This window comes from Streptomyces chlorus (genome assembly GCF_042655885.1).
GTDB classification, from domain to species: Bacteria; Actinomycetota; Actinomycetes; order Streptomycetales; family Streptomycetaceae; genus Streptomyces; species Streptomyces chlorus.
The window spans coordinates 185,580-206,140 of record NZ_JBHSOA010000014.1 but is presented as its reverse complement, the minus strand read 5'-3'; the positions used below and the strand labels follow the sequence as shown (position 1 = coordinate 206,140).

Annotated in this window: 17 protein-coding genes and 2 pseudogenes; 8 read left to right on the top strand and 11 right to left on the bottom strand. The window is 73.1% G+C overall.

Annotated elements, in window-relative coordinates; genetic code table 11:
* Positions 1-12 precede the first annotated feature (12 nt).
* The 3 genes from ACFPZI_RS08790 to ACFPZI_RS08780 form a co-directional block, all read right to left on the bottom strand.
* Positions 13-1,656: a DNA repair helicase XPB gene (locus tag ACFPZI_RS08790; RefSeq protein WP_381360466.1), complete on the bottom strand. Its 1,644-nt coding sequence runs from the start codon at positions 1,654-1,656 to the stop codon at positions 13-15.
* Between the two features lie 278 nt (positions 1,657-1,934).
* The gene (locus tag ACFPZI_RS08785) at positions 1,935-2,309 is read right to left on the bottom strand and encodes an iron chaperone (RefSeq protein WP_381360463.1); all 375 of its coding nucleotides are present in this window, start codon (positions 2,307-2,309) and stop codon (positions 1,935-1,937) included.
* Positions 2,310-2,355: 46 nt separating this feature from the next.
* Complete coding sequence (locus ACFPZI_RS08780; protein ID WP_381360460.1) at positions 2,356-5,040, bottom strand: helicase-associated domain-containing protein; 2,685 nt, start codon at positions 5,038-5,040, stop codon at positions 2,356-2,358.
* 119 nt (positions 5,041-5,159) lie between these two features.
* On the opposite strand from ACFPZI_RS08780, the gene ACFPZI_RS08775 reads away from it, so the two are divergent.
* A complete protein-coding gene (locus ACFPZI_RS08775) occupies positions 5,160-6,263 on the top strand; it encodes a hypothetical protein (protein ID WP_381360458.1) in 1,104 nt (367 codons plus the stop codon).
* Positions 6,264-6,317: 54 nt separating this feature from the next.
* Positions 6,318-6,989: an HAD family hydrolase gene (locus ACFPZI_RS08770; RefSeq protein WP_381360456.1), complete on the top strand. Its 672-nt coding sequence runs from the start codon at positions 6,318-6,320 to the stop codon at positions 6,987-6,989.
* Here the strand turns inward: ACFPZI_RS08770 and ACFPZI_RS08765 are convergent.
* Positions 6,965-7,216 carry a hypothetical protein gene (locus ACFPZI_RS08765; protein ID WP_381360453.1) on the bottom strand — a complete coding sequence of 84 codons (252 nt, stop codon included), beginning with the start codon at positions 7,214-7,216 and terminating at the stop codon, positions 6,965-6,967. The genes ACFPZI_RS08770 and ACFPZI_RS08765 overlap by 25 nt on opposite strands.
* A gap of 165 nt (positions 7,217-7,381) precedes the next feature.
* Between ACFPZI_RS08765 and ACFPZI_RS08760 the strand changes: the two genes are divergently transcribed.
* Positions 7,382-7,765 carry a cold-shock protein gene (locus ACFPZI_RS08760; RefSeq protein WP_381360450.1) on the top strand — a complete coding sequence of 128 codons (384 nt, stop codon included), beginning with the start codon at positions 7,382-7,384 and terminating at the stop codon, positions 7,763-7,765.
* A 135-nt stretch (positions 7,766-7,900) separates the two neighbouring features.
* Here the strand turns inward: ACFPZI_RS08760 and ACFPZI_RS08755 are convergent.
* Positions 7,901-8,074, bottom strand: a pseudogene (locus ACFPZI_RS08755) (transposase); the annotation flags it as partial.
* Positions 8,075-8,383: 309 nt separating this feature from the next.
* On the opposite strand from ACFPZI_RS08755, the gene ACFPZI_RS08750 reads away from it, so the two are divergent.
* Positions 8,384-9,952 carry a N,N-dimethylformamidase beta subunit family domain-containing protein gene (locus ACFPZI_RS08750; RefSeq protein WP_381360639.1) on the top strand — a complete coding sequence of 523 codons (1,569 nt, stop codon included), beginning with the start codon at positions 8,384-8,386 and terminating at the stop codon, positions 9,950-9,952.
* Positions 9,953-10,158: 206 nt separating this feature from the next.
* On the opposite strand, the gene ACFPZI_RS08745 is transcribed toward ACFPZI_RS08750, so the two are convergent.
* The 4 genes from ACFPZI_RS08745 to ACFPZI_RS08730 all read right to left on the bottom strand — a co-directional run bounded on the left by ACFPZI_RS08745 (position 10,159) and on the right by ACFPZI_RS08730 (position 14,071).
* Positions 10,159-11,175 carry a 1,4-dihydroxy-6-naphthoate synthase gene (locus ACFPZI_RS08745; RefSeq protein ID WP_381360447.1) on the bottom strand — a complete coding sequence of 339 codons (1,017 nt, stop codon included), beginning with the start codon at positions 11,173-11,175 and terminating at the stop codon, positions 10,159-10,161.
* Positions 11,165-11,860: a futalosine hydrolase gene (locus ACFPZI_RS08740; protein WP_381360445.1), complete on the bottom strand. Its 696-nt coding sequence runs from the start codon at positions 11,858-11,860 to the stop codon at positions 11,165-11,167. Before ACFPZI_RS08740 ends, ACFPZI_RS08745 begins: the two co-directional genes overlap by 11 nt.
* A gap of 92 nt (positions 11,861-11,952) precedes the next feature.
* Complete coding sequence (locus ACFPZI_RS08735; protein ID WP_381360443.1) at positions 11,953-12,450, bottom strand: DUF2771 domain-containing protein; 498 nt, start codon at positions 12,448-12,450, stop codon at positions 11,953-11,955.
* A gap of 178 nt (positions 12,451-12,628) precedes the next feature.
* The gene (locus ACFPZI_RS08730; protein WP_381360440.1) at positions 12,629-14,071 is read right to left on the bottom strand and encodes an MFS transporter; all 1,443 of its coding nucleotides are present in this window, start codon (positions 14,069-14,071) and stop codon (positions 12,629-12,631) included.
* A 396-nt stretch (positions 14,072-14,467) separates the two neighbouring features.
* On the opposite strand from ACFPZI_RS08730, the gene ACFPZI_RS08725 reads away from it, so the two are divergent.
* Positions 14,468-15,394, top strand: a complete 927-nt coding sequence (locus ACFPZI_RS08725) for a DUF3027 domain-containing protein (RefSeq protein ID WP_381360439.1) — start codon at positions 14,468-14,470, stop codon at positions 15,392-15,394.
* 99 nt (positions 15,395-15,493) lie between these two features.
* Here the strand turns inward: ACFPZI_RS08725 and ACFPZI_RS08720 are convergent, their stop codons facing one another.
* Positions 15,494-15,751: a cupredoxin domain-containing protein gene (locus ACFPZI_RS08720; RefSeq protein WP_381360436.1), complete on the bottom strand. Its 258-nt coding sequence runs from the start codon at positions 15,749-15,751 to the stop codon at positions 15,494-15,496.
* On the bottom strand, positions 15,748-16,095 hold the full coding sequence (locus tag ACFPZI_RS08715) for a hypothetical protein (protein WP_381360433.1): 348 nt from the start codon (positions 16,093-16,095) through the stop codon (positions 15,748-15,750). The genes ACFPZI_RS08720 and ACFPZI_RS08715 overlap by 4 nt, the downstream gene beginning before the upstream one ends.
* A 252-nt stretch (positions 16,096-16,347) precedes the next feature.
* On the opposite strand from ACFPZI_RS08715, the pseudogene ACFPZI_RS08710 reads away from it, so the two are divergent.
* The 3 genes and pseudogenes from ACFPZI_RS08710 to ACFPZI_RS08700 all read left to right on the top strand — a co-directional run.
* A pseudogene (locus ACFPZI_RS08710) lies at positions 16,348-16,773 on the top strand (helix-turn-helix domain-containing protein); the annotation flags it as partial.
* Between the two features lie 91 nt (positions 16,774-16,864).
* On the top strand, positions 16,865-17,164 hold the full coding sequence (locus tag ACFPZI_RS08705) for a helix-turn-helix domain-containing protein (protein WP_381360431.1): 300 nt from the start codon (positions 16,865-16,867) through the stop codon (positions 17,162-17,164).
* Positions 17,165-17,381: 217 nt separating this feature from the next.
* Entirely contained in the window at positions 17,382-20,522 is a 3,141-nt protein-coding gene (locus ACFPZI_RS08700) for a sacsin N-terminal ATP-binding-like domain-containing protein (RefSeq protein ID WP_381360429.1), read from the top strand.
* Positions 20,523-20,561: the final 39 nt, after the last annotated feature.

Genomic DNA, 20,561 nt, shown 5'->3' with positions numbered 1-20,561 from the left:
GGTCGTACGGGGTCAGCTCTCCGTGAGGAGCTCGTCCGCGTCCATGATCCGGTACGCGTATCCCTGCTCCGCCAGGAACCGCTGGCGGTGGGCCGCGAAGTCCTGGTCGATGGTGTCGCGGGCAACGACGGAGTAGAAGTGGGCCTGGTGGCCGTCCGCCTTGGGGCGCAGCACCCGGCCCAGCCGCTGGGCCTCCTCCTGTCGGGACCCGAAGGTGCCCGACACCTGGATGGCGACCGTGGCCTCCGGCAGGTCGATCGAGAAGTTCGCGACCTTGGACACGACCAGGACGCTGATCTCGCCCTTCCGGAACGCGTCGAACAGCTTCTCCCGCTGGGCGTTCGACGTCTCGCCCTTGATCACGGGGGCGTTCAGGTGCTCGCCCAGCTCATCCAGCTGGTCGATGTACTGCCCGATGACGAGGATCTGCTGCCCCGCGAACCGCCGGACGATCGCCTCCGTGACCTTCCGCTTGGTGGCGGTCGTCGCGCAGAAGCGGTACTTCTCCTCGGTCTCCGCGGTGGCGTACGCGATCCGCTCGGAGTCGGTGAGGTTGACCCGGACCTCGACGCAGTCGGCGGGCGCGATGTAGCCCTGCGCCTCGATCTCCTTCCACGGCGCGTCGAACCGCTTCGGCCCGATCAGCGAGAACACGTCCGACTCGCGGCCGTCCTCCCGCACCAGCGTCGCCGTCAGGCCCAGCCGCCGCCGGGCCTGGAGGTCCGCCGTGAACTTGAAGACGGGCGCGGGCAGCAGGTGCACCTCGTCGTACAGGATCAGGCCCCAGTCCCGGGAGTCGAACAGCTCCAGGTGCTGGTAGACGCCCTTCCGGCGGGTCGTCAGCACCTGGTAGGTGGCGATGGTGACGGGCCGGATCTCCTTCCGCGTCCCGCTGTACTCGCCGATCTCGTCCTCGGTCAGCGAGGTCCGCTTCACCAGCTCGTGCTTCCACTGGCGGGCCGAGACGGTGTTGGTGACCAGGATCAGCGTGGTCGACTTCGCCTGCGCCATCGAACCGGCACCGACCAGCGTCTTGCCCGCGCCGCAGGGCAGGACGACCACGCCGGAGCCGCCGTGCCAGAAGTTCTCCACGGCCTGCTTCTGGTACGGGCGCAGCGCCCACCCGTCCTCGCGCAGCTCGATGTCGTGCGCCTCGCCGTCCACGTACCCGGCGAGGTCCTCGGCGGGCCAGCCCAGCTTCAGCAGCACCTGCTTGATCTGCCCGCGCTCCGAGGGGTGCACGGCGACGGTGTCCGGGTCGAGGCGGGCGCCGACCAGCGGGGCGATCCGCTTGGAGCGCAGCACCTCCTCCAGCACGGGCCGGTCGGTGCTGGTGAGGACGAGACCGTGCGCCGGGTGCTTGAGCAGGCTGAGCCGGCCGTAGCGGTCCATCGTCTCGGCGATGTCGACGAGCAGCGCGTGCGGCACCGGGTAGCGGCTGTACTTCACCAGCGCGTCCACGACCTGCTCGGCGTCGTGGCCGGCGGCCCGCGCGTTCCACAGGCCGAGCGGGGTCACCCGGTAGGTGTGGATGTGTTCCGGCGCCCGCTCCAGCTCGGCGAACGGCGCGATGACACGGCGGCACTCACCGGCCTGCTCGTGGTCGACTTCCAGGAGAAGCGTCTTGTCGGACTGGACGATGAGCGGACCATTCACGCGCGGCTGCCTTTCTGCGACGGACTCGGCACGGGCACAGCACGGCCAAACGTCCAGTTTGCCTGATCGCCCGCCCCCTGGGGGCCGGAGTGACGGCAGCCACAAGGACAGCGGACGACGCTCCGGCAGGGGGCCGCGCCCGTCAGCAGGCCGTGTCCGGCAGGGGGCCGTGTCCGTCAGGTGGCCGTGTCCGGCAGGAGGTCGTGTCCGTCAGGTGGCCGTGTCCGTCAGGAGGTCGTGTACGTCAGGAGGTCGTGTACGTCAGGAGGTCGTGTCCGTCAGCAGACCGTCCCCGGTCTGGACGCCGTGGCGCGCAGCAGATCACGCACCAGGTCGAAGTCGATGGTCTCCACATGCTCCGGCTTGCGGAACCGCAGACAGCCCTTGCCCATGTCGTGCCCCGCCAGCCGGTCCTCGAAGGCCGCGCGGACGTCGCTTCGCAGGAGGTAGAAGGAGACGTACTGCCTCTGCGAGGCGAAGGCGATCTCGGTCGTGCCGTCCCGCTCGTAGGCGGGCATGCCGTACGCCATCACCTCGGCGAAGCCCTTGAGCTCCGCCCTGCACAACCGCCGCAGCTCGGCCAGGGCGGCCCTGCGTCCCTCCGGGACCTCGGCGAGGTAGCTGTCGACGTCCGCCGCTGTGCTCTGCACCATGAGTGCAGCGTACGCGGGAGGCCCGCCCCCGGAGGGCGGAGCCCGCTCAGCTCTCGTCGTCCGCCAGTTCCGCGACCCCGGTGATCCGGTGCAGCGGGTACGTCCGCACCTCGTCGGCCGTGTGGTCGTACGCCGTGACGAAGCCGCCCTCGACGCGGACCGGGGCGATGACGCGCTGGCTGGCGGCGCCCTCCGCGTTCACGTAGCCGATCCACAGCGTCTCGCCGGTGAGGACGGCGGCCTGCAGGGTGGCGAGGGTCTCGGCGGACCCGGTGCGCGGCAGTTCGCCGCTCCCCGCCCCGGCACCGTCCGCCTCCCCGGCCTTGGCCTTGCGCGGGGCGGTCGAGGCGAGGTCACCGGCACGGACGGCGCGGATCGCCGCGGTGAGCAGCGTGTCGTCGGGCACCGGCGGCCCCTCCGGGACCGGCTCGGGTGCCGCGCGCGGCGGGGTGCGGCGGGCGTCGGCGCGGGTGATCAGGACATCGCCCTCGGCGGACTCGGCGGCCGGCGCGAACCCCATCCGGCGCAGTCCCTCCAGCAGGCCGGCCGGATCGGTCTGCGCGGCCAGCACCGTCGGCGCGAGCCTGCGCAGGCCCAGTTCCGCGGCCCGCTTGTCGGCGAGGATCTCGTTCAGCACCGCGTCGTCGTCGCAGCGTACGTACGCGGAGGCCGCGCCCACCCGCAGATGCCCGTGCCTGCGGGCCACGTCGTCGATCAGATACGTCAGTGGCTGCGGCACCGGAGTACGGGAGTGCGCGGCGAGGAAGGAGTGCAGGTCGGCGGCGGCCCGGCCGGCGTCCAGGGCACGGCGTACCGAGCCCGGCGTGAACCGGTAGACGGTCGCCCCGCCCTTCGACTCCACGTCCGCCAGCACCCCCAGCATGTCCGCGAGCGGCCGCTGGAGCGGGCCGGGCGCGACCGCCGTCAGGTCGGCCTGGAGCAGGACGTGGTCCAGTGGCTCGGGCAGCTGCGGGGCGAGCAGCCGGGCGGCCGCAGCGGACGCGGCGGCCTGCTCGGCGGGGGTGAGGACAGTGAGGGCGGGAGAGGGCGAGGTGGGGGAGGCCGGGTGCGGGACGGCCGGCCGGTGATGGACGGGGAGCCGGTCGCCCGGCCCTGCCGACTCCGGCGCCCGCGCCGTCCGCTCGGCCCGCGCCTTCGGCGCGGGCATCCCGAGCAGGGCCCGGCCGTGCGCGGACAGCGCGCCGCGGCCGGTGACGCCCAGCATCTCGGCCTCGGTCAGCGTCCACCGGGCGAGCCGCGAGCGCAGATCGTCGCCCTCGACCCCGCCCCCGACCCCGCCCGGGCCCGTGGAACCGGAACCGGCGGCGCCGCCCGCCGAGCGCGGCGGCCGCTCCCACCGCAGCCGCTCCGTCACCGACCCGGCGTCCGGCGCAGCCCCCTCCGGCAGCCCCGCGAGCAGCGCCAGCACCCGGCGCCGTACCTCGGGCGCCGCCGACCGGTCGAGCCCCGGACCCAGCGCCGACAGGGTGTGGTCCTTCGCGTCCCGCCCGCCGACCAGTCCCGGCGTCCGGGTCGCCGTCAGCCACGCCGCGGCCAGCGTCGTCCAGCGCTCGGCGGCGGGCCGCTCCCGCCAGGTGTCGTACGCCGGCGTCGCCGCGTACCGCTCGTCGTCCCCCACTGCCTTAAGGGCGTGGGAGGTGCCCCTACCACCGTCGGAAGCCAGCAGGCCGACCACGTAGGCGAGTTCCACCCAGAACGCGGCGACCGGCTCGGTCACGTCCAGGGCGACGGCGGTCCGCTTCAGGTCCCGCACGCTCAGCCCGCCGGACCGCAGCACCGCCGGGCCGCCCTCGTCCCAGTCCTTCAGCAGCTCCTCGACGGTCGCCAGCGCCGTGTACACCTGCCCGGCCGCCGTCGCGTCCACCACCTGTGGACGGTGCGTGGCCGCCGCCTCGACGGGCGGCGGCACCGGCTCCGTCGTCCGGTGCGCCCGCCCGCCGCGCAGATGCAGCGCCACCTCCCGCGGCAGGACGACCGTCCCTGGCGCGGTCGGCAGCAGCAGCCCCCGGTCCAGCAGCCGGCGCAGCCGGGTCGCCGGATCGGCGGTGACCTGACCGTAGGGCGGCCCCCACATCAGCCGCTCCAGCACATCCAGCGACTCGAACGGCACCTCGGCCAGCAGCGCCGCCATCCGCTCCCGGTCCGTGAACAGCCCGGTCAGCGCCGCCACGGCGGAGACCGAGTCGTGCGTGGAGGGCAGCCCGACCGTCGTGACGATCTCCTGGATCCGCCCCGGGGACATCCCGGCGGTCGCCTCCCGCACGGTCGGGCCGAGGCCTGTCGGCGAGGGATGCTGCGGGGAAGGGGAGAGCAGCTCACGGGCCGTACGGACCAGCCGCAGCCGGTCGTCGTCACCCCACACCAGCGCCTGCTCGCGCAGCGTCCGCACGGCGCCCGGCAGCGCGGCGGACACCGCCCGGTCGCCCTCGTCGCCCGCCAGCAGCCCGAGCAGCTCGTCGTACGGCGCCGGATCCGCCGCCACGGCCAGCGCCTGCGCGGTCTGCATCGTGAACCGGTCCAGCCGGTCCAGGGCGCGGACGACCGAGGCGCGGGTACCGGCCCGGGCGGCCAGCTGCGTGAGGTCGGTGGGCACGGGCGTGACGAGGTCCGGCCGGCTGCGCAGGAGCGCGGCAAGCTCGGCGTCGCCCCGTCCCCGGAGCGCCTCCGCGAGGGATCGGGGGGCCGCCGCGGGCTTCTCCTCGGTGCTCATCCGCATCACCGTAGCGGGTGGGTGCGCCGGTGTGGTGCGTGGAGTTGGGCCGGGCGGCCGGAGTCGCGGTACCGTCGTCCGACGTCGTCCGCCAACGCATCCGCCCCGGAGGGGACTTCGTGGGTATCGAGAGTGACCAGGTCGTCTACGAGTATCTGAGCCGCGTCGGCGACGTGGCCCAGCAGCGGCAGCTGCCGTCGGCGACCCGTATGCGTCTGGTCGCCCAGCTGCGGGACGAGATCGACCGGCGCCGGGCGAAGGCCGTCGTCGATTCCCCGACCGCCGTGCGCCGCATCATCTCCCGCATGGGCACCCCGGACGAGATCGTGACAGCGGCCTCCTCCGGCTTCTCCGGCTCCTTCGGCACCGAGGGGACGGCTTGGGGGGCGGAGGGGAACGGGGGCGTCGCCCTGGGCAAACCCGAGCCCGCGACCGCCGCCGTCCCCGCTCAGCGGGCCGCCGACCGCGCCCAGCGGGCGAAGAACGTCCTGCGCCGCGTCGTCCCCCGCCCCCGCCCGGCCGGGGACCCGAACGCCACCCCTGCCTCCGACGGACCGTCCGCGCCGCACCAGGCCGGTACGGACGAACTCGGCGACAGCGCCGACCAGCCCGACTGGTGGCGGGTGGACAGCAGCCCCTTCGGCGTCGGCGACGCGGTCCCCGGCTTCATCGGCGGTGTGGAGATCCCCGAACTGCTCAAGGCCCCGCCGTCCAAGGACGCGAAGGGCGCCGAAGGGCCGGGCGGGCCGGGCGGGAAGGCACCCGGGCCGTCCGTACCCGGTGCGCGAACCGCTCCGCAGACCGAAGGGGCCCCGGCCGCCGTCGAGGCCGGGACCGGGAAGAGCGGCTCCGCCTCCCGGCGCCGGCTCCCACGCCTGCCGTCCGGCGGCTGGAGCAACCCCCTGCTCCTGGTCGCCGCGGGCCTGCTGGTCGTGGGCGCCGTGCTCGGCAACTGGTTCGCCCTGCTCCTCGGCTGGGTCATCGTCTACGCCTCCCGCCGCCTCACCCAGGCCGAGATCAAGTGGGCGGTCATCGTCCTGCCCGGTCTCGCGATCGCGGGCGGAGCCGTCTGGCTCTGGGGGAGGACCGAGGAGCGCTGGGGCACCCCCATCGCCGACGGCACCATGAACGACGCCGTCTCCGAGACCTGGCCCTGGGTGGTCCGGGCCGCGGCCGGCGCCTCGGCCCTGTTCCTGACCTGGCGTTCCCAGCGCCCCCGCTGAGGGGTGCGTACGCCCGTGGTCTGTTGTTTGCGTGCGCTGGGCACAATGGCGGGTATGGCCTCCACGATCACGCTTTTGCCCACCGTCGGCTTCGACCTCGACATGACGCTCATCGACTCCCGGCCCGGCATCCGCGCCTGCTACCAGGCACTCTCCGAGCGGACCGGAACGTACATCGACGCCGATCTCGCCGTCACCCGGCTGGGACCGCCCCTCGCGGACGAGCTGATCAACTGGTTCCCGGCCGAGCGGATCGACGAAGTGGCCGACCTGTACCGGGCGATGTACCCGACGTTCGCCATCGCCGCCACGCCCGCGCTGCCCGGCGCCCGCGAGGCCATGTCCGCCGTACGCGAGACGGGCGGGCGCGCCATCGTCGTCACCGCGAAGTACGAGTCGAACGCCAAGCTGCACCTGGCCCACCTCGGCATCGAACCGGACGCCGTGATCGGCGACCTGTGGGCCGAGCAGAAGGCGCTGGCGCTGCGCGAGCACGGCGCGGGCGTGTACGTCGGCGACCACGTGGGCGACGTGCGCGGCGCGCGGACCGCCGACGCGCTGTCCGTCGCCGTCGCCACCGGCCCCTGCGACCCCGCGGAACTGCGGGAGGCGGGCGCGGACGTGGTCCTCGCCGACCTGACGGAATTCCCCCGCTGGCTCTCGGACTACTTGAACAGCCAGGACAACGGGGGCCGGCCGGGTTACTCCCCGGCGGCGCGCGCCTGACGGCGTCCCGCCGCGGCCGAGCGCAGCACGCCCGCGCCGGCCAGCAGGAATCCGACGCCCATGAGCATGCTCAGTACGAACATGTACGTCGGAAAGGCCTCGATTCCGAGGAACAACGGGGCCACCGTGACCAGAGTGGCCACAGCGCCGATGATGAACACGATGCCGCCGGCACGGACCAGGCCGTCTCCGGGAGCCGGGGAATTCGCTTGGGTTTTGTCAGCCACTCGACCAGGGTAGTTCCTGGCCCGAGGGAACAACCCGGCGGCAGTCTTGTCACCTGTCCGAAGAACACTAGCCTTGGTGGCGGCGGGTCACCGGGACCCGCCCGAGTGCTATCAAGAGCCGTTTTCCGAAGCAGTTTTCCGACGAGTACGAGGACGAGGACAGACGTGCCTACCGGCAAAGTCAAGTGGTTCAACAGTGAGAAGGGCTTCGGCTTTCTCTCCCGTGACGACGGCGGTGACGTCTTCGTCCATTCCTCGGTCCTCCCCGCCGGACTCGAGACGCTGAAACCGGGCCAGCGCGTCGAGTTCGGGGTGGTCGCCGGGCAGCGCGGTGATCAGGCCCTGTCCTTGACCGTCATCGATCCGACCCCGTCGGTCGCCGCGGCCCAGCGCAAGAAGCCCGACGAGCTGGCCTCCATCGTCCAGGACCTGACGACCCTGCTGGAGGACCTCGCGCCGATGCTGGAGCGGGGCCGCTACCCGGAGCGCACCTCGGGAAAGCAGATCGCCGGCCTGCTGCGCGCCGTCGCCGACCAGTTGGACGTCTAGTGCTGCTCCGCGTTCATTCGTGGAGGGGTGTTGATCGGCTGTCTTGAGCGGGGTGCCCTCGTAGGTCCAGCGGGAGGGCTTGGCCGTGTCGCTGTGCCTGATCACGTAGCTCTCCAGCCTGTCGATCAGGTCGTCGCGGCTGGAGAAGTCGCCGTGCCGCAGGACCCCGCGGTTCAGGGCGGAGAAGAACGGCTCGACCTGGTTGAGCCAGGAGGCGGGCGGTGGGGTCCGGTGGACATGCCGGCGCGGGTGCGCGGCCGGCCATGCTTTGGTGTGCCTGGCGGTGTGGGATGAGCCGTTGTCGAGCACACCACGTGGATCTCCCTGTCGGGAGGGGCGGCCCGGTCCAGCTGGTCCAGGAACGCCGTGAAGGTCGCTACGGCGCCGTCGGCGGCGAAGCCCGGGTCGGCCGCTCGGCCGTCCGGCCCGTCGCAGGTCACCTGATCACAGACTCCTAGGAGTTCGATACCCCTTTCGGGTCCATGGATATGCCGGAGGCTGGGGACTCGTCCACGATGGCGGCGAGAGCACAGCCCTTCACGCGCGTAGGACGGGTCCGTGCACGTCTCTCTGGACGGTTCGACGGACGGGATGGCCGGGATGGACGCGACGGACGGGATGGACGGGAAGACGGAGCGTCCCGAAGGCGAGGCCGGCAGTCCCGGGACCGCGCTGAGTCGCAGACGCTTCCTGGGAACCGTCACCGTGGCAGGTGCCTGTGCCGCCGGTACGGCGCTGAGCGGCTGCGACGCACCGGCGGGCGGGGATCCCGGGGCTTCGACCGGGCCGTCCGAGCGTTCCCGGCAAGGCGACCACGACTGGCGACTGCGTGCGACGGGCCGGCCCGAGAATGTCGTCGGCTACACCGACAAGTCGAGTGTCCTGCCGGGGGAAGGATTCGGGCTGTACGTCTCGACCACCTCACCCGGTTTCCGCGTTTCGGCGTACCGGATCGGCTGGTACGGCGGTGCACAGGCCAGGCTGGTCTGGCGCTCCGAAACGCTGGACGGCCGGGTCCAGGGCGCGGCGCACCTGATCTCCGCCACGCGTACGGTGCGAGCCGGATGGGAGCGGACGGCCGAGGTGCGCACCGATGGCTGGCCGGAGGGCGCCTACCTGCTGCGGCTGGACGCTTCGAGCGGCCCGCAGCGGTACGTTCCCCTGATCGTCCGTTCCCGGAGCGCCGCGGGCAGGACTTTGCTGATCCATGCGCCCGCGACGTGGCAGGCGTACAACCTCTGGGGCGGTTACAGCCTCTACGAGGGTGCCGGCGGCCAGTACGGAACGCGGGCGCTCGCTGTCTCCTTCGACCGGCCCTACGACGGCGACGGCGCCGAGAAGTTCCTGGTGTACGAGCGAGCCGCGGTGGTCCTGGCGGAACGGTTGGGCATCCCTCTGGCGTACACGACCGGTGTCGACATCCACTTCGCCCCCTCGGTGCTGGAGGCCGCCACGGCGGCCGTGTCTCTCGGCCACGACGAGTACTGGACGCCGGAGCAGCGGCAGTACCTGTCACGGGCCCGCGACGCCGGAACGAACCTGGCCTTCCTCGGCGCCAACACCTGCTTCCGCCGTATCAGACTGGAGGGCGGGCCCGGGGGAGAGGGCCGCACGGTGGTCTGCTACAAATCCGACTACCGGGCCGATCCGCTCTACCCGGATCGACCCGCGCTGGTGACCACCGATTTCCGCAGCGTCCCCGCCGCCGCGCCTGAATCCCTCCTGACCGGGGTCCTCTACGAGGGCTATCCCACGGACGCCCCCTACGTCGTCCACAACGCAGAGCACTGGCTCTTCGCGGGTACCGGCGTGAAGCGGGGCGACTCCTTCCCTCACCTGGTCGGCGTGGAGTACGACCGAGTCACCCCCGGAGCGCTCCCGCGAGCGCCGATCGAGATCATCGCCCACTCCCCTCTCCTGTGCAACGGCCAAAACAGCCACTCCGACTCGGCGTACTACACCGTGCCCAGTGGCGCCGGTGTGTTCGCGTCGGGGACGATGCGGTGGGTCGAGGCGCTGATGGCCGGCACCAGGGACAACGGGAGGAACCACGGCATGGACGCCCGTACCGGGGCCTTCGTGACCCGCACGACCGAGAACCTGCTCCGTGCTTTCGCCGAGGGGCCGGCAGCGAAGACGAGGCCTGCGCCCAGGGACAACGTGCGGGAGATCTACGGCCGGCCTTGAGGCGTCCAGCCGCAAGGGGCGTTGTCACGTTGGTGGGGTGTCGAAGCAGACAGGGAAACGCTTTGACTTCCCTCCGGCATTCCGAAGACTGCCTCGACTGCGCCGGTGGCCTCTGTCTCGACACTTCCGCCTGACCGACCCCCACACCACTTTACGAATGAACGCGGAGCAGCACGAGGACGACCAGGGTGACCAAGCGCCTCCCGTTACGGGAACCGCAGCGCGTCCGGGCCCAGGGGCGGTACCAGTCCCTCGGCCGCCGCGCGCGTCAACAGGCCCCGCACGGCCGCGTAGCCGTCCTCGCCGAGGTCGGCGGTGAACTCGTTGACGTACAGCCCGATGTGCTGGTCGGCGACGGCCGGGTCCATCTCCTGGGCGTGCTCCATGACGTACGGACGCGCCGCCTCGGGGTCGTCCCAGGCGGCCCGTACGGAGGCGCGGACCGAGTCGGCGAGCAGGGTCAGGGTCTTCGCGCCGAGGGACCGCTTGGCGATGATCGCGCCGAGCGGGATCGGCAGCCCGGTGGTCCGCTCCCAGTGCTCGCCCATGTCGGCGAGCTTGTGCAGCCCGTAGTTCCGGTACGTGAAGCGCGCCTCGTGGATCACGAGTCCCATGTCGACCTTCCCGTCCCGCACGGCCGGCATGATCTCGTGGAACGGCATGACGACGATCTCGCCGATCCCGCCGGGCAGGGTGTCCGCCGCCCAGAGGCGGAAGAGCAGGTACGCCGTCGACTTCTCGCTCGGCACCGCGACCGTACGGCCGCTGAGTCCCCCAAGCTCTCGGCTTCTCCCCGACTCTCGGCTTCTCCCCCACTCTCGGCTTCGCTCGAGCGGGGGGACCCCCATGAGCGGGGGGACCCCCATGAGCGGGGAGGTGCCCCCATGCCCCTCGTCCCGCGTCAGCACCAGCGGGCCGCAGCCGCGGCCGAGCGCGCCTCCGCAGGGCAGCAGGGCGTACTCGTCGAGGACGTAGGGGAGGGCCGCGTACGACACCTTCAGCACGTCGAACTCGCCGCGCTCGGCCATGCCGTTGGTGATGTCGATGTCGGCGAAGGTGACGTCGAGGGCGGGCGCGCCGGGGACGCGGCCGTGCGCGAGGGCGTCGAAGACGAAGGTGTCGTTCGGGCAGGGGGAGTACGCGATGCCCAGCGGCCGGTCGCCGGTCGCGGACTGCTCACCGGACTCGCGGGACTCGTCGGGCTTGCGGGATTCAGTGGTCATGCCGGTTCCAACTCTCCAGGACGGGCGCGAGCTTCCCGAAGCCCTCGGTGAGGGCCGCCAGGGCGTCGCCGATGCGCCACGCATCGCGGTCGCGCGGGCCGACGGGGTTCGACACCGCCCGGATCTCCAGCACGGGCACACCGTGCGCGGCGGCGGCCTCGGCGACCCCGAAGCCCTCCATGGCCTCGGCGAGCGCGCGGGGGTGCAGGTCGCCGAGGTGCGCGGCGCGGGCCGCGGTGCCGGTCACCGTCGACACGGTGAGGACGGCGCCGGTGAGCGCGCCGGTCGCGGCGGCCACGTCCCGGACCAGGGTGGCGGGGGGCAGGTGGGTGACGGTGCCGAAGCCGAGGGCGGTCACCGGCAGGAAGCCGTCCGCCGTCCCGGCGCCCAGGTCGGCGGCGGTGATCTCGTCGGCGACGACGAGCGAGCCGACGGGCGCGTGGGGCACGAAACCGCCGGCGATCCCGGCCGAGACGACGAGGTCGTAGGGGCGGCCGGTCAGGGCGGCGGCGGTGAGGGCGGTGGCCGTGGAGGCGGCGGCGAGGGCCGGGCCGACACCGGCGGCGAGCACGTCGGGACCGGCGGCGATCTCGACCACGGTCACTCCCGGCAGGGCGACCTCGTGCGAGGCCCCCGGGAACGCCCTGGCCACCGCGTCCCGTTCGGCGGGGACCGCGGTGGTCACGAGAACGCCGCCCCGGGCCCTCAGCCCCGTACGGGCGGGGGACCCGGGGGCGGCGGACGTACCGGGGCCGCTCGAGCCGCTCCTCGGGTTGATCAGGCGTCCTTCTTCAGCCGGAAGGACCACAGGCCCGTGGCGTTGCTCTCGCCCTCCTTGACCGACACCAGGGTCGAGTCGCCCTGGGCGCCGTACTGGGCGTTGAAGAACACGCTGCCGGGGATGGTGCGGTACGTCTTGGTGCTGGAGTCGGTCAGCGGCTGGCCGTTCATCAGGATCGTCCAGCCCTTGTCGGCGATCTTCGGGTCGACACCGAAGCGCACGGTCTCGTCCGGGTCGACCGTGATCTCCTTGACGCCCTTGTCCTGCAGGCACTTGGTGACGTCGGAGGCCTTCAGCGCCTCGCCGCGGCCACCGCAGGTCGCCTCGGAGCTCACCGAGGAACTGCCGACGGTGAGGGTGGAGATCGCCGTCGGCTTGTCACAGGCCGACAGGACGAGCAGTCCGGCGGATACGGCGCCGGCGGTGGCGACGGCGCGGCGGCGTCGCACGGCGCGGGCACTCGGAGCGGCTGTGCCGCGAGGCAACGTGGTCATGGGCGAAAGGCTATCGGGCGCGTCCCGTCCGCTGCCCACGTGGGGGTACGGCGTGGCCGGAGCGTTACGCCACTCGCACGCGGACGCCGCGCCTCCGTCGCACGAAACCTCCGTGGCACGAAACCTCCGTCGTACGGAACCCCCGTCGCACGAAACCCCCGTCGTACGGCGAACGGGCTCACGCCACCCGGGCGCGCCCGGCGCCTCCTCCGTGCCGGGCCGAGCCGAGCAGGCCGCGCACGGTGGTCAGCCAGCCCGTGGCGACGATCGCGGCGCCCACCGTCAGGCCCAGCGACCCGATCAGCGGCATCGCGATGCCGACCGCCCCGCCGAGCACCCACGACACCTGGAGCAGCGTCTCGGAGCGCGCGAACGCCGACGTACGGACCAGTTCGGGCACGTCCCGCTGGATCAGCGCGTCCAGGGACAGTTTGGCCAGTGCCTGCGCGAACCCGGCGACCGCGGCCAGACAGGCGATCACGACCGCGCCGAACAGCGCCGCCGCGGTGATTGCCGCGGCGACCACACAGGCGACCACCATCACGATGATGATCTCCGGCGCCCGGGATCTCAGCGACGCCCCGACGGCCGTACCGAGCGCGTTGCCCGCGCCCGCCGCCACGCCCACTATCCCCAGGGACACGGCGGCGCTCTGCCCGGTCATCGGATGCTCGCGCAGCAGGAACGCGAGGAAGAAGATCAGGAACCCGGTCAGACAGCGGATGGACGCGTTGGCGGCCAGCGCGTGGGTGACGGCTGGGCCGACCGTGCGCAGGCCGGGCCGCTTGACCGGCTTGAGGTGCGGGCCGCGCAGATGCGTCTCGTCCGCCGCGAGCAGCGCCATGCCCTCACCCTTCGCGGAGTCCACCTTCGACGGCAGCGTGAACGACAGCACCGTCCCCGTCACGAACAGGACGAACGCCCCGTACAGCGGCCAGCGCGGCCCGATCTGGTGGAGTCCCGCGCCGATCGGCGCCGCGATGCCGGTGGCCAGCAACCCGCCGAGGGTGACCCGGGAGTTGGCCTTCACCAGGGAGAACGCGGGGGGCAGCAGTCGGGGCACGACGGCGCTTCTGACCACCCCGTACGCCTTCGAGGAGACCAGCACGCCGAGGGCGGCCGGATACAGCTGGATGCTGCCGGTGACGACCGCCCCGGACAGCACCAGGGCGAGGATCGCGCGGGCGAGCATCGCGCCCGCCATCGCGGCCCGGCGGCCGTGCGGGAGGCGGTCGAGGAGCGGGCCGATCACCGGGGCCAGGAGCGTGAACGGGGCCATCGTGATGGCGAGGTAGAGGGCGACCCGGCCGCGGGCCTCGTCCGTCGGCACGGAGAAGAAGACGGTGGACGCGAGCGCGACGGTGACCATGACGTCGCCGGCGCCGTTCACCCCGTGCAGTTCGATCAGTTTGCCGAGCCCGGACTCGCCGGCGCCGTGCGCGTGGGTGGCCCGGCGGATTCCGCGCGCGGTTCCGGTCACCGGGAAGCGCAGGCCGCGCCCGAGCGCACGCAGGGGGCGGCCTGTCCGGCCCGTCCCGACGCGTCGGCCCTTTTCCTTCACCCTGACCCCGTTCGCCCCACCGGTCCCGGTGGCGCCCTGGGGTGTCCTTGCGGTAGCCACGACGTTCATAGTGCCCCGATAGGGCGGTACGTAGTGCCGTAACCGGGGTGACGGCCCCGACGCGTGCCGCTGTCCGGCGGAACACCGCATCGGCACAGTGCCTGCCGACCGCCCTGCCGGGTACCCGCCACACCGGTGCGGTACGGGTGTGACGGCTCTGGCGAGGTGACGTGGACCGGGCGGATTCCGGCGCGCGGTGGCCCAAGAGCTACCGTCGGTGTAGGCCATACGCACGGGAGAAGGTAGCGTGCGTATCTCAGCCATCCCGCAGAATGGATGGAGGCGCGCCCGAGCACGAATCGGCGCGGACGTCGACGCGGTCCTCCGGTCCGCTCCGTCCGCCCCCGCGCTGGGAGTGGCGCACTCGTGAGACGGCGTAGGAGAGAAGCGATACCTGTGAGCGCAGCGACAACGCGAAGCCGCACCCCCGACCGCCTGTGCGCCGAGGCGGTCGACCTCGCCCGTGCCGCCGCCGAGGAGGCCGCCGCGCCCGGGGTCGTCGGAGAGCACGACGGGCTCGTCTCCGAGGGCGACCGGGTCGTCACCCACTTCTTCGCGTGCCGGGAGATCGGCTACCGGGGCTGGCGCTGGGCCGTCACCGTCGCCCGCGCCTCCCGCGCCAAGATCGTCACGGTGGACGAGGCGGTCCTGCTGCCCGGCCCCGACGCGCTGCTCGCGCCGGAGTGGGTGCCGTGGAGCGAGCGGCTGCGCCCCGGTGACATGGGCCCCGGCGACCTGCTGCCCACCGACGCCGAGGACCTGCGCCTGGAGCCCGGCTATTCCGGCGAGGACGAGCCGTCGCCGAACTCCACGGTCTCCGCGGAACTCGCCGAGCTGGTCGAGGCGGAGGACGCCGAGGTCACCGGGGTCGCCCCGGCCGACCTGACGATCGCACCCGCCCGCGGCTCGATCGCGTCGGTCGCCGAGGAACTCGGCATGCGCCGTGCCCGCGTCCTGTCCCGCTACGGCCTGCACATCGCCGCCGACCGCTGGGAGGAGGCGTTCGGCGCCAAGACCCCGATGGCGCAGGCTGCCCCCGCGCCCTGTGTGAGCTGCGGCTTCCTCGCCCCCATCGGCGGCTCCCTGGGCCAGGCCTTCGGTATCTGCGCCAACGAGTTCGCCCCGGCCGACGGCCGCGTGGTCTCCCTCTCCTACGGCTGCGGCGGCCACTCCGAGGCCGCCGTCATGCCGAAGCCGCCCCAGCCCCCGGCCCCGGTCATCGACGAAACCCGCGTCGACCCGTTCCCGCTGCGGCCGGCCGCCGACTCCGGCTCGGTCCCGGCCACGGAGGACGAGGCGTCGGCGGAGCTGGGCCACTCGTAGGCGGTGTTCCTGGTGAGGACCCCGGTCTCTCTTTCCCTCAGGGATGCTTGACCACCCGATTTCGGCACCGGGGTCCGCAGTGTCTTGGGGCGTGCCGTCTCAGAAGCCCAAGTAGGTGATCTGGATGACGTAGACGCGCTGGCTGCGTACGACGATCTGGTACGTGAACATTCCGCCGGGGACGACAGTGCTTCCTCCTGGCGGGTCGTTCCCGGCATGTGCGCGGCCGTGCAGGTGTTGTGCTTCTGCCGCTCTGACCAGCTCGTCGGCCTTGCGGGTCACTTCGGCGAGGAAGGCGGGTGGCGCGGTGCGGGCGGCTTCCTCCGCGCCGAAGGCGTACTCCCAGGTCCAGCTCAAGCGCGTACTGCTTCCATGGCCTCGTCCAGGACGGTGCTCAGCTCCCGCAGAGCCTCATGAGCCACGGCGGGGTCCTCGTGTTCCAGGTCGGCCTTGGCGTGGGCGTAGCGGGTGGCGAGGTCGGGGCGGCGGGTGATTTCGATGTCCCGGGCCCAGGCCAGGACCCAACTGCGTACAGGGCTGAGGGACTGCCATTCAACGGCCTTGGCGAAGGCCTCGTCCTTCGTCCGCTGCATTTCCGGCAGACGCCCCGGGGCGACTACGGCGAGGGCGGCTCGCAGGGCGTCCGGGGTCTGCTCGGGGCGGGGAGCCAGCTCATGCCCGTGTTCGGCCTGTGTGCTCATGGAGTCCTCCCGGGAGTGCACAGGTCAGGTTAGTCGCCTGGGGCGGCCGGGGGGCGGGGCGCGAACATCAAGGTGCGTTTCTCCCGTTCAAGAGGGGGCGTGGCCATTGCTTGCGGCGGGGAGGCAGTCGTGGCAGCGGGGCTGGGACTCGGGGGCGCGGAAGCCGCGTTCGCAGCCGTCGCAGTTCCGCATGCGGTACGACTCGGTTGGCGGTGGGTCGGCGGGTGCGCGGAACGGCGGTGGGGGTGGGAGCTGTGCCGTGAGGCGGACGAGCCGGGGTGGGAGGTCGATCCGGACGACGAGTGGGGCGTCGTGGTCATCACCACCGTCGGACGGCAACTGAAGCCGCGCCGCGAGGCGATGGACATGAGGGTCCCCGAGTTCGCGGCGGCGATGGGGTACGGGGACGACCTCGCCTACAAGGTCGAGAGCGGGAAGCGGATTCCCCAACGGGAGTACCTGGTCAAGGCCGACGAGGTGCTGGACGCGGGCGGGCTCGTCGCGGCGGCCTGGGAGGACGTGAAGCGGATTCGGTACCCGAAGACGGTTCGGGACATCGCGAAGTTGGAGGCGCGGGCTGTCGAACTGACGGCATACGGGACCCACAACCTTCACGGGTTGTTGCAGACAGCGGACTACATGCACGCCCTGTTCGAGATGCGGCGGCCGGCGATGTCCTCCTGAGAGCGCAGCGAGCGAGGAAACTGTGCGAGGCGGAGCACACACCAGCCAGTGAGCACGCCGTCTACAGTAGGGAAGAGGAGGCCCGATGAGCAGCGGATACCACACGAGTGGGAAAGTGCCGCCGGAACACCGTGAGGATCCGGCGTACCGTGCCGCGGGCCGCCGCATGGACCTCGCCCAGGCCGTCTACGACCGGCGCTCCGCTCTCGGCTGGACCACCGCGGAGCCGGCCCGGCGTGCCGAGCTGTCCGAAGAGGCCATCGAGGAGAGCGGTGTCGACCCCACGCCGGCGCTGATCGAGCGACTGGCCACGGCTCTGGAAGCCGGAGCCCGCATCGACCCTCGTACCAGTCCCGGGTTCCGCTTCGAGGAGCACGCGGCCTGACCGGCGCCCGGACATCCGGCGTTGCGCGGTCACGTTCCCTCTGCGCGTATCGGCTGCTTGTTCCCGCACGTCACTGAAGGCGCTTTCCCGGCCAGGGAGGTGCCCGGCCTCCATAGGGGACAGCACGGGCCCGGCCCGAGCCGGGCTCGGCTCGTCGGGGACGTCGGGCGCGGTACCTTCGATCTCACGCCGATCAGGGCCGATGAGGAGAGTGACCGTGAGCAAGTTCGTACGGCCCGCTGCCGAGGGCACGGACCCGTTCGGTACGGCGCGGCTGCGGCGCGGGGTGCTGGATGCCTGGGCCGCCAGCCCCGCACGGTTCCGTGAGGACGCCAATGCCGAGGAGGACCTCGTCCTCGGCGGGTACCGGGACCGTCTCGTCGTCGAGCTGGCGCAGAACGCCGCCGACGCCGCCGCCCGCGCGGGGGTGCCGGGGCGGCTTCGGCTCACGCTGCGCGACGGGGTGCTCGTCGCCGCCAACACCGGGGCCCCGCTGGACGCGGCCGGGGTCGAGTCGCTGTCCACCCTGCGGGCCTCCGCCAAGCGGGACACTCCCGACCGGGCCGTGGGGCGGTTCGGGGTCGGCTTCGCCGCCGTCCTCGCCGTCACCGACGAGCCCGCCGTCGTCGGCCGGCACGGCGGGGTGCGCTGGTCGCTCGCCGAAGCACGCGGGCTGGCCGGTGAGAGCGCCGGGGGCAGTGCCGGGCTGGGGGAGGAGATCCGCCGGCGTGACGGGCATGTGCCGCTGCTGCGGCTTCCCCTCCCCGCCGAGGGCACCGCCCCCGCCCCGTACGACACCGCCGTCATCCTGCCGCTGCGCGACACGGCCGCCGCCGATCTGGCCGAGCGGCTGCTGCACGCCGTCGACGACGCCCTGCTGCTCGCGCTGCCCGGTCTGGAGGACGTCGTCGTCGAGATCGGCGACGCCCCGCCCCGCACCGTGCGGCGCGGCAGCGACGGCACCCTCACCGTGATCGAGGACTCGAGGGACGGCACCACCCGCTGGCGTACCGTCGCCGCGCACGGGCCGCTCACCGCGGACCTGCTCGCCGACCGGCCCATCGAGGAGCGGCTGCGCCCGCACTGGTCGGTGACGTGGGCCGTGCCGGTGGACGCCGACGGCACCCCTGCCCGGCCCCGCACCAGCCCGGTCGTGCACGCGCCGACGCCGAGCGAGGAGCCGTTGGGCGTCCCGGCCCTGCTCATCGCCTCCTTCCCGCTGGACTCCACCCGCCGGCACACCGCCCCCGGCCCGCTCACCGACTTCCTGGTGGAGCGCGCCGCCGACGCCTACACCGGGCTGCTCGCCGCCTGGCGCCCGGTGACCGCCGGGATCATCGACCTCGTGCCCGGTCCGCTCGGCCAAGGTGAGCTGGACGGCGCGTTGCGACAGGCCGTTCTCGGGCGGCTCCCGCGGACCTCGTTCCTGCCGCCCGCCGTCGAGCCGGGCGGGCAGGGGGAGGAGGGCGAGGACTCCGATCTGCCCGAGTCGCTGCGGCCCCGGGACGCCGAGGTCGTCGAGGGCGCCGGAGCGGACACGGTCCGGGTGCTCGCCGAGGTGCTGCCCACCCTTCTGCCCGCCGGGCTCGAACGGCGGGCCGAACTGCGCACGCTCGGTGTGGCCCGCCTCCCGCTGGCCGACGCGATCGACCGGCTGGCCGGGCTGGAGAAGTCGCCCGACTGGTGGCGGCGGCTGTACGAGAGCCTCGCCGGCGTCGACCCGGACCGGCTCTCCGGGCTGCCGGTGCCCTTGGCCGACGGGCGCACCGCCATCGGGCCCCGGCAGGTGCTGCTGCCCGGTGCCGAGGCCGCCCGGATCGACCCCGCGACGCTGGCCCGGCTCGGCCTCAAGGTCGCCCACCCGGACGCCGCGCACCCGCTGCTGGAGAAGCTCGGCGCCCTCCCGGCGACTCCGCGCGCGGTGCTCACCACCCCGCAGGTGCGGGCCGCCGTCGCCGCCTCCCTCGACGACGAGGGTGCCCTGAACTGGGAGGACGAGGCACCCGACGCCGACGAACTCGCCGACACCGTGCTCGGGCTGGTGTGCGACGCGGGTCTCGAACCCGGCGACGAGCCGTGGCTGGGCGCCCTCGCCCTGCCCGACGAGGACGGCGAACTCTCCCCGGCCTGCGAACTGGTCTTCCCCGGTGGCCCCTTCGCCCAGGTGATGCGGGAAGGTGAACTCGCCGCCGTGGACCGCGAACTGGCGGACAAGTGGGGAGAGGCTCCGCTGGCCGCCTGCGGCGTGCTGGTCGACTTCGTCCTCGTCCGCGCCACCGACGTCGTCCTCGACCCGGACGAGCTCGAGCCCCGCGAAGGGGACTTCGCCGAGCCCGACGACGCGGGCCTGCTGGACGCCGTGGACGTGTGGAGCGAGGACGTCCTCGACCGCTTCCCCGACAGCCCGGTGCCGCCGGTGGCCACCGAACTCGTCGCCGTCCGCGACCTCGACCTCGTGGACGACGACCAGTGGCCCCGCGCCCTCGCGCTGCTCGCCCGCCCGCCGCTGCGCGACGCGCTCACCCAGCCGGTCCGCGTCCTGCTGCCGGACGGCACCCACGAGGTCGTACGCCCCTACACCGCCTGGTGGCTGCGCGGGCACCCGGTGCTCGGCGGCCGCCGCCCGGCCGGTCTGCGCGCCGCCGGGAGCGACCCGCTGCTGCGCGGCCTGTACGACGAGGCCGACGCCACCGGCTTCGAGGACGAGCAGGTGCTGCGAGCCCTCGGCGTCCGTACGTCCGTGTCCGCGCTGCTCGACGAACCGGGTGGCGCCGCCGAACTCCTCGACCGTCTCGCCGACCCCGACCGTGCGGTCACCTCCGGCCGGCTGCACGCCCTCTACGGGGCGCTGGCCGACCTGGACCCGGATCAGGTGACCCTGCCGGAGGAGCTGCGCGCGGTGGTCGACGGCCGGGTCGAGGTGGTGGACGCCGCCGACGCGGTGGTCGTCGACTCGCCCGACCTGCTGCCGTTCACCGAGGGCGTGGCCCTGCTGCCCGTCCGCCCCTCGCGCGCCGCCGAGCTGGCCGAACTGTTCCAGGTGCGGCGGCTGAGCGAGTCCGTCACCGGCGACGTCGACAGCGAGGGCACCGAACACGACGTACCGGAGCCGGTGCGGGCGCTGCTCGGGCCGGGCACGCCCGCCACGTACGTCGAGCACGAGGAACTCGTCGTGGACGGTGTGGAGATCGACTGGCGGCTGACCCGCGACGGCGTGCTGCACGCAGCCACCCTGGAGGGGGTCGCAGCCGGGCTGGCGTGGGCGGCCCGGGAGTGGCCGCGCCGGTTCGAGGTCGCGGCGCTGCTGGAGGACCCGTCCAGGACCGAGGAGCTGGCCAGGGACCGCTGGTTCGACTGACCGGAGCGGGTGGGCCGGAGCGGGTGGGCCGGGGCGGGT

What these genes read in the sequence shown, in the direction of transcription:
- ACFPZI_RS08785 (WP_381360463.1), bottom strand. Translation starts at nt 2,309, where the DNA reads ATGGTGCAGAGCACAGCGGCGGACGTCGACAGCTACCTCGCCGAGGTC.
- ACFPZI_RS08745 (WP_381360447.1), bottom strand. Translation starts at nt 11,175, where the DNA reads ATGACCACTGAATCCCGCAAGCCCGACGAGTCCCGCGAGTCCGGTGAG.
- ACFPZI_RS08735 (WP_381360443.1), bottom strand. Translation starts at nt 12,450, where the DNA reads ATGACCACGTTGCCTCGCGGCACAGCCGCTCCGAGTGCCCGCGCCGTG.
- ACFPZI_RS08770 (WP_381360456.1), top strand. Translation starts at nt 6,318, where the DNA reads ATGGCCTCCACGATCACGCTTTTGCCCACCGTCGGCTTCGACCTCGAC.
- ACFPZI_RS08705 (WP_381360431.1), top strand. Translation starts at nt 16,865, where the DNA reads ATGAGCAGCGGATACCACACGAGTGGGAAAGTGCCGCCGGAACACCGT.
- ACFPZI_RS08750 (WP_381360639.1), top strand. Translation starts at nt 8,384, where the DNA reads ATGGACGGGAAGACGGAGCGTCCCGAAGGCGAGGCCGGCAGTCCCGGG.
- ACFPZI_RS08780 (WP_381360460.1), bottom strand. Translation starts at nt 5,040, where the DNA reads ATGAGCACCGAGGAGAAGCCCGCGGCGGCCCCCCGATCCCTCGCGGAG.
- ACFPZI_RS08715 (WP_381360433.1), bottom strand. Translation starts at nt 16,095, where the DNA reads ATGAGCACACAGGCCGAACACGGGCATGAGCTGGCTCCCCGCCCCGAG.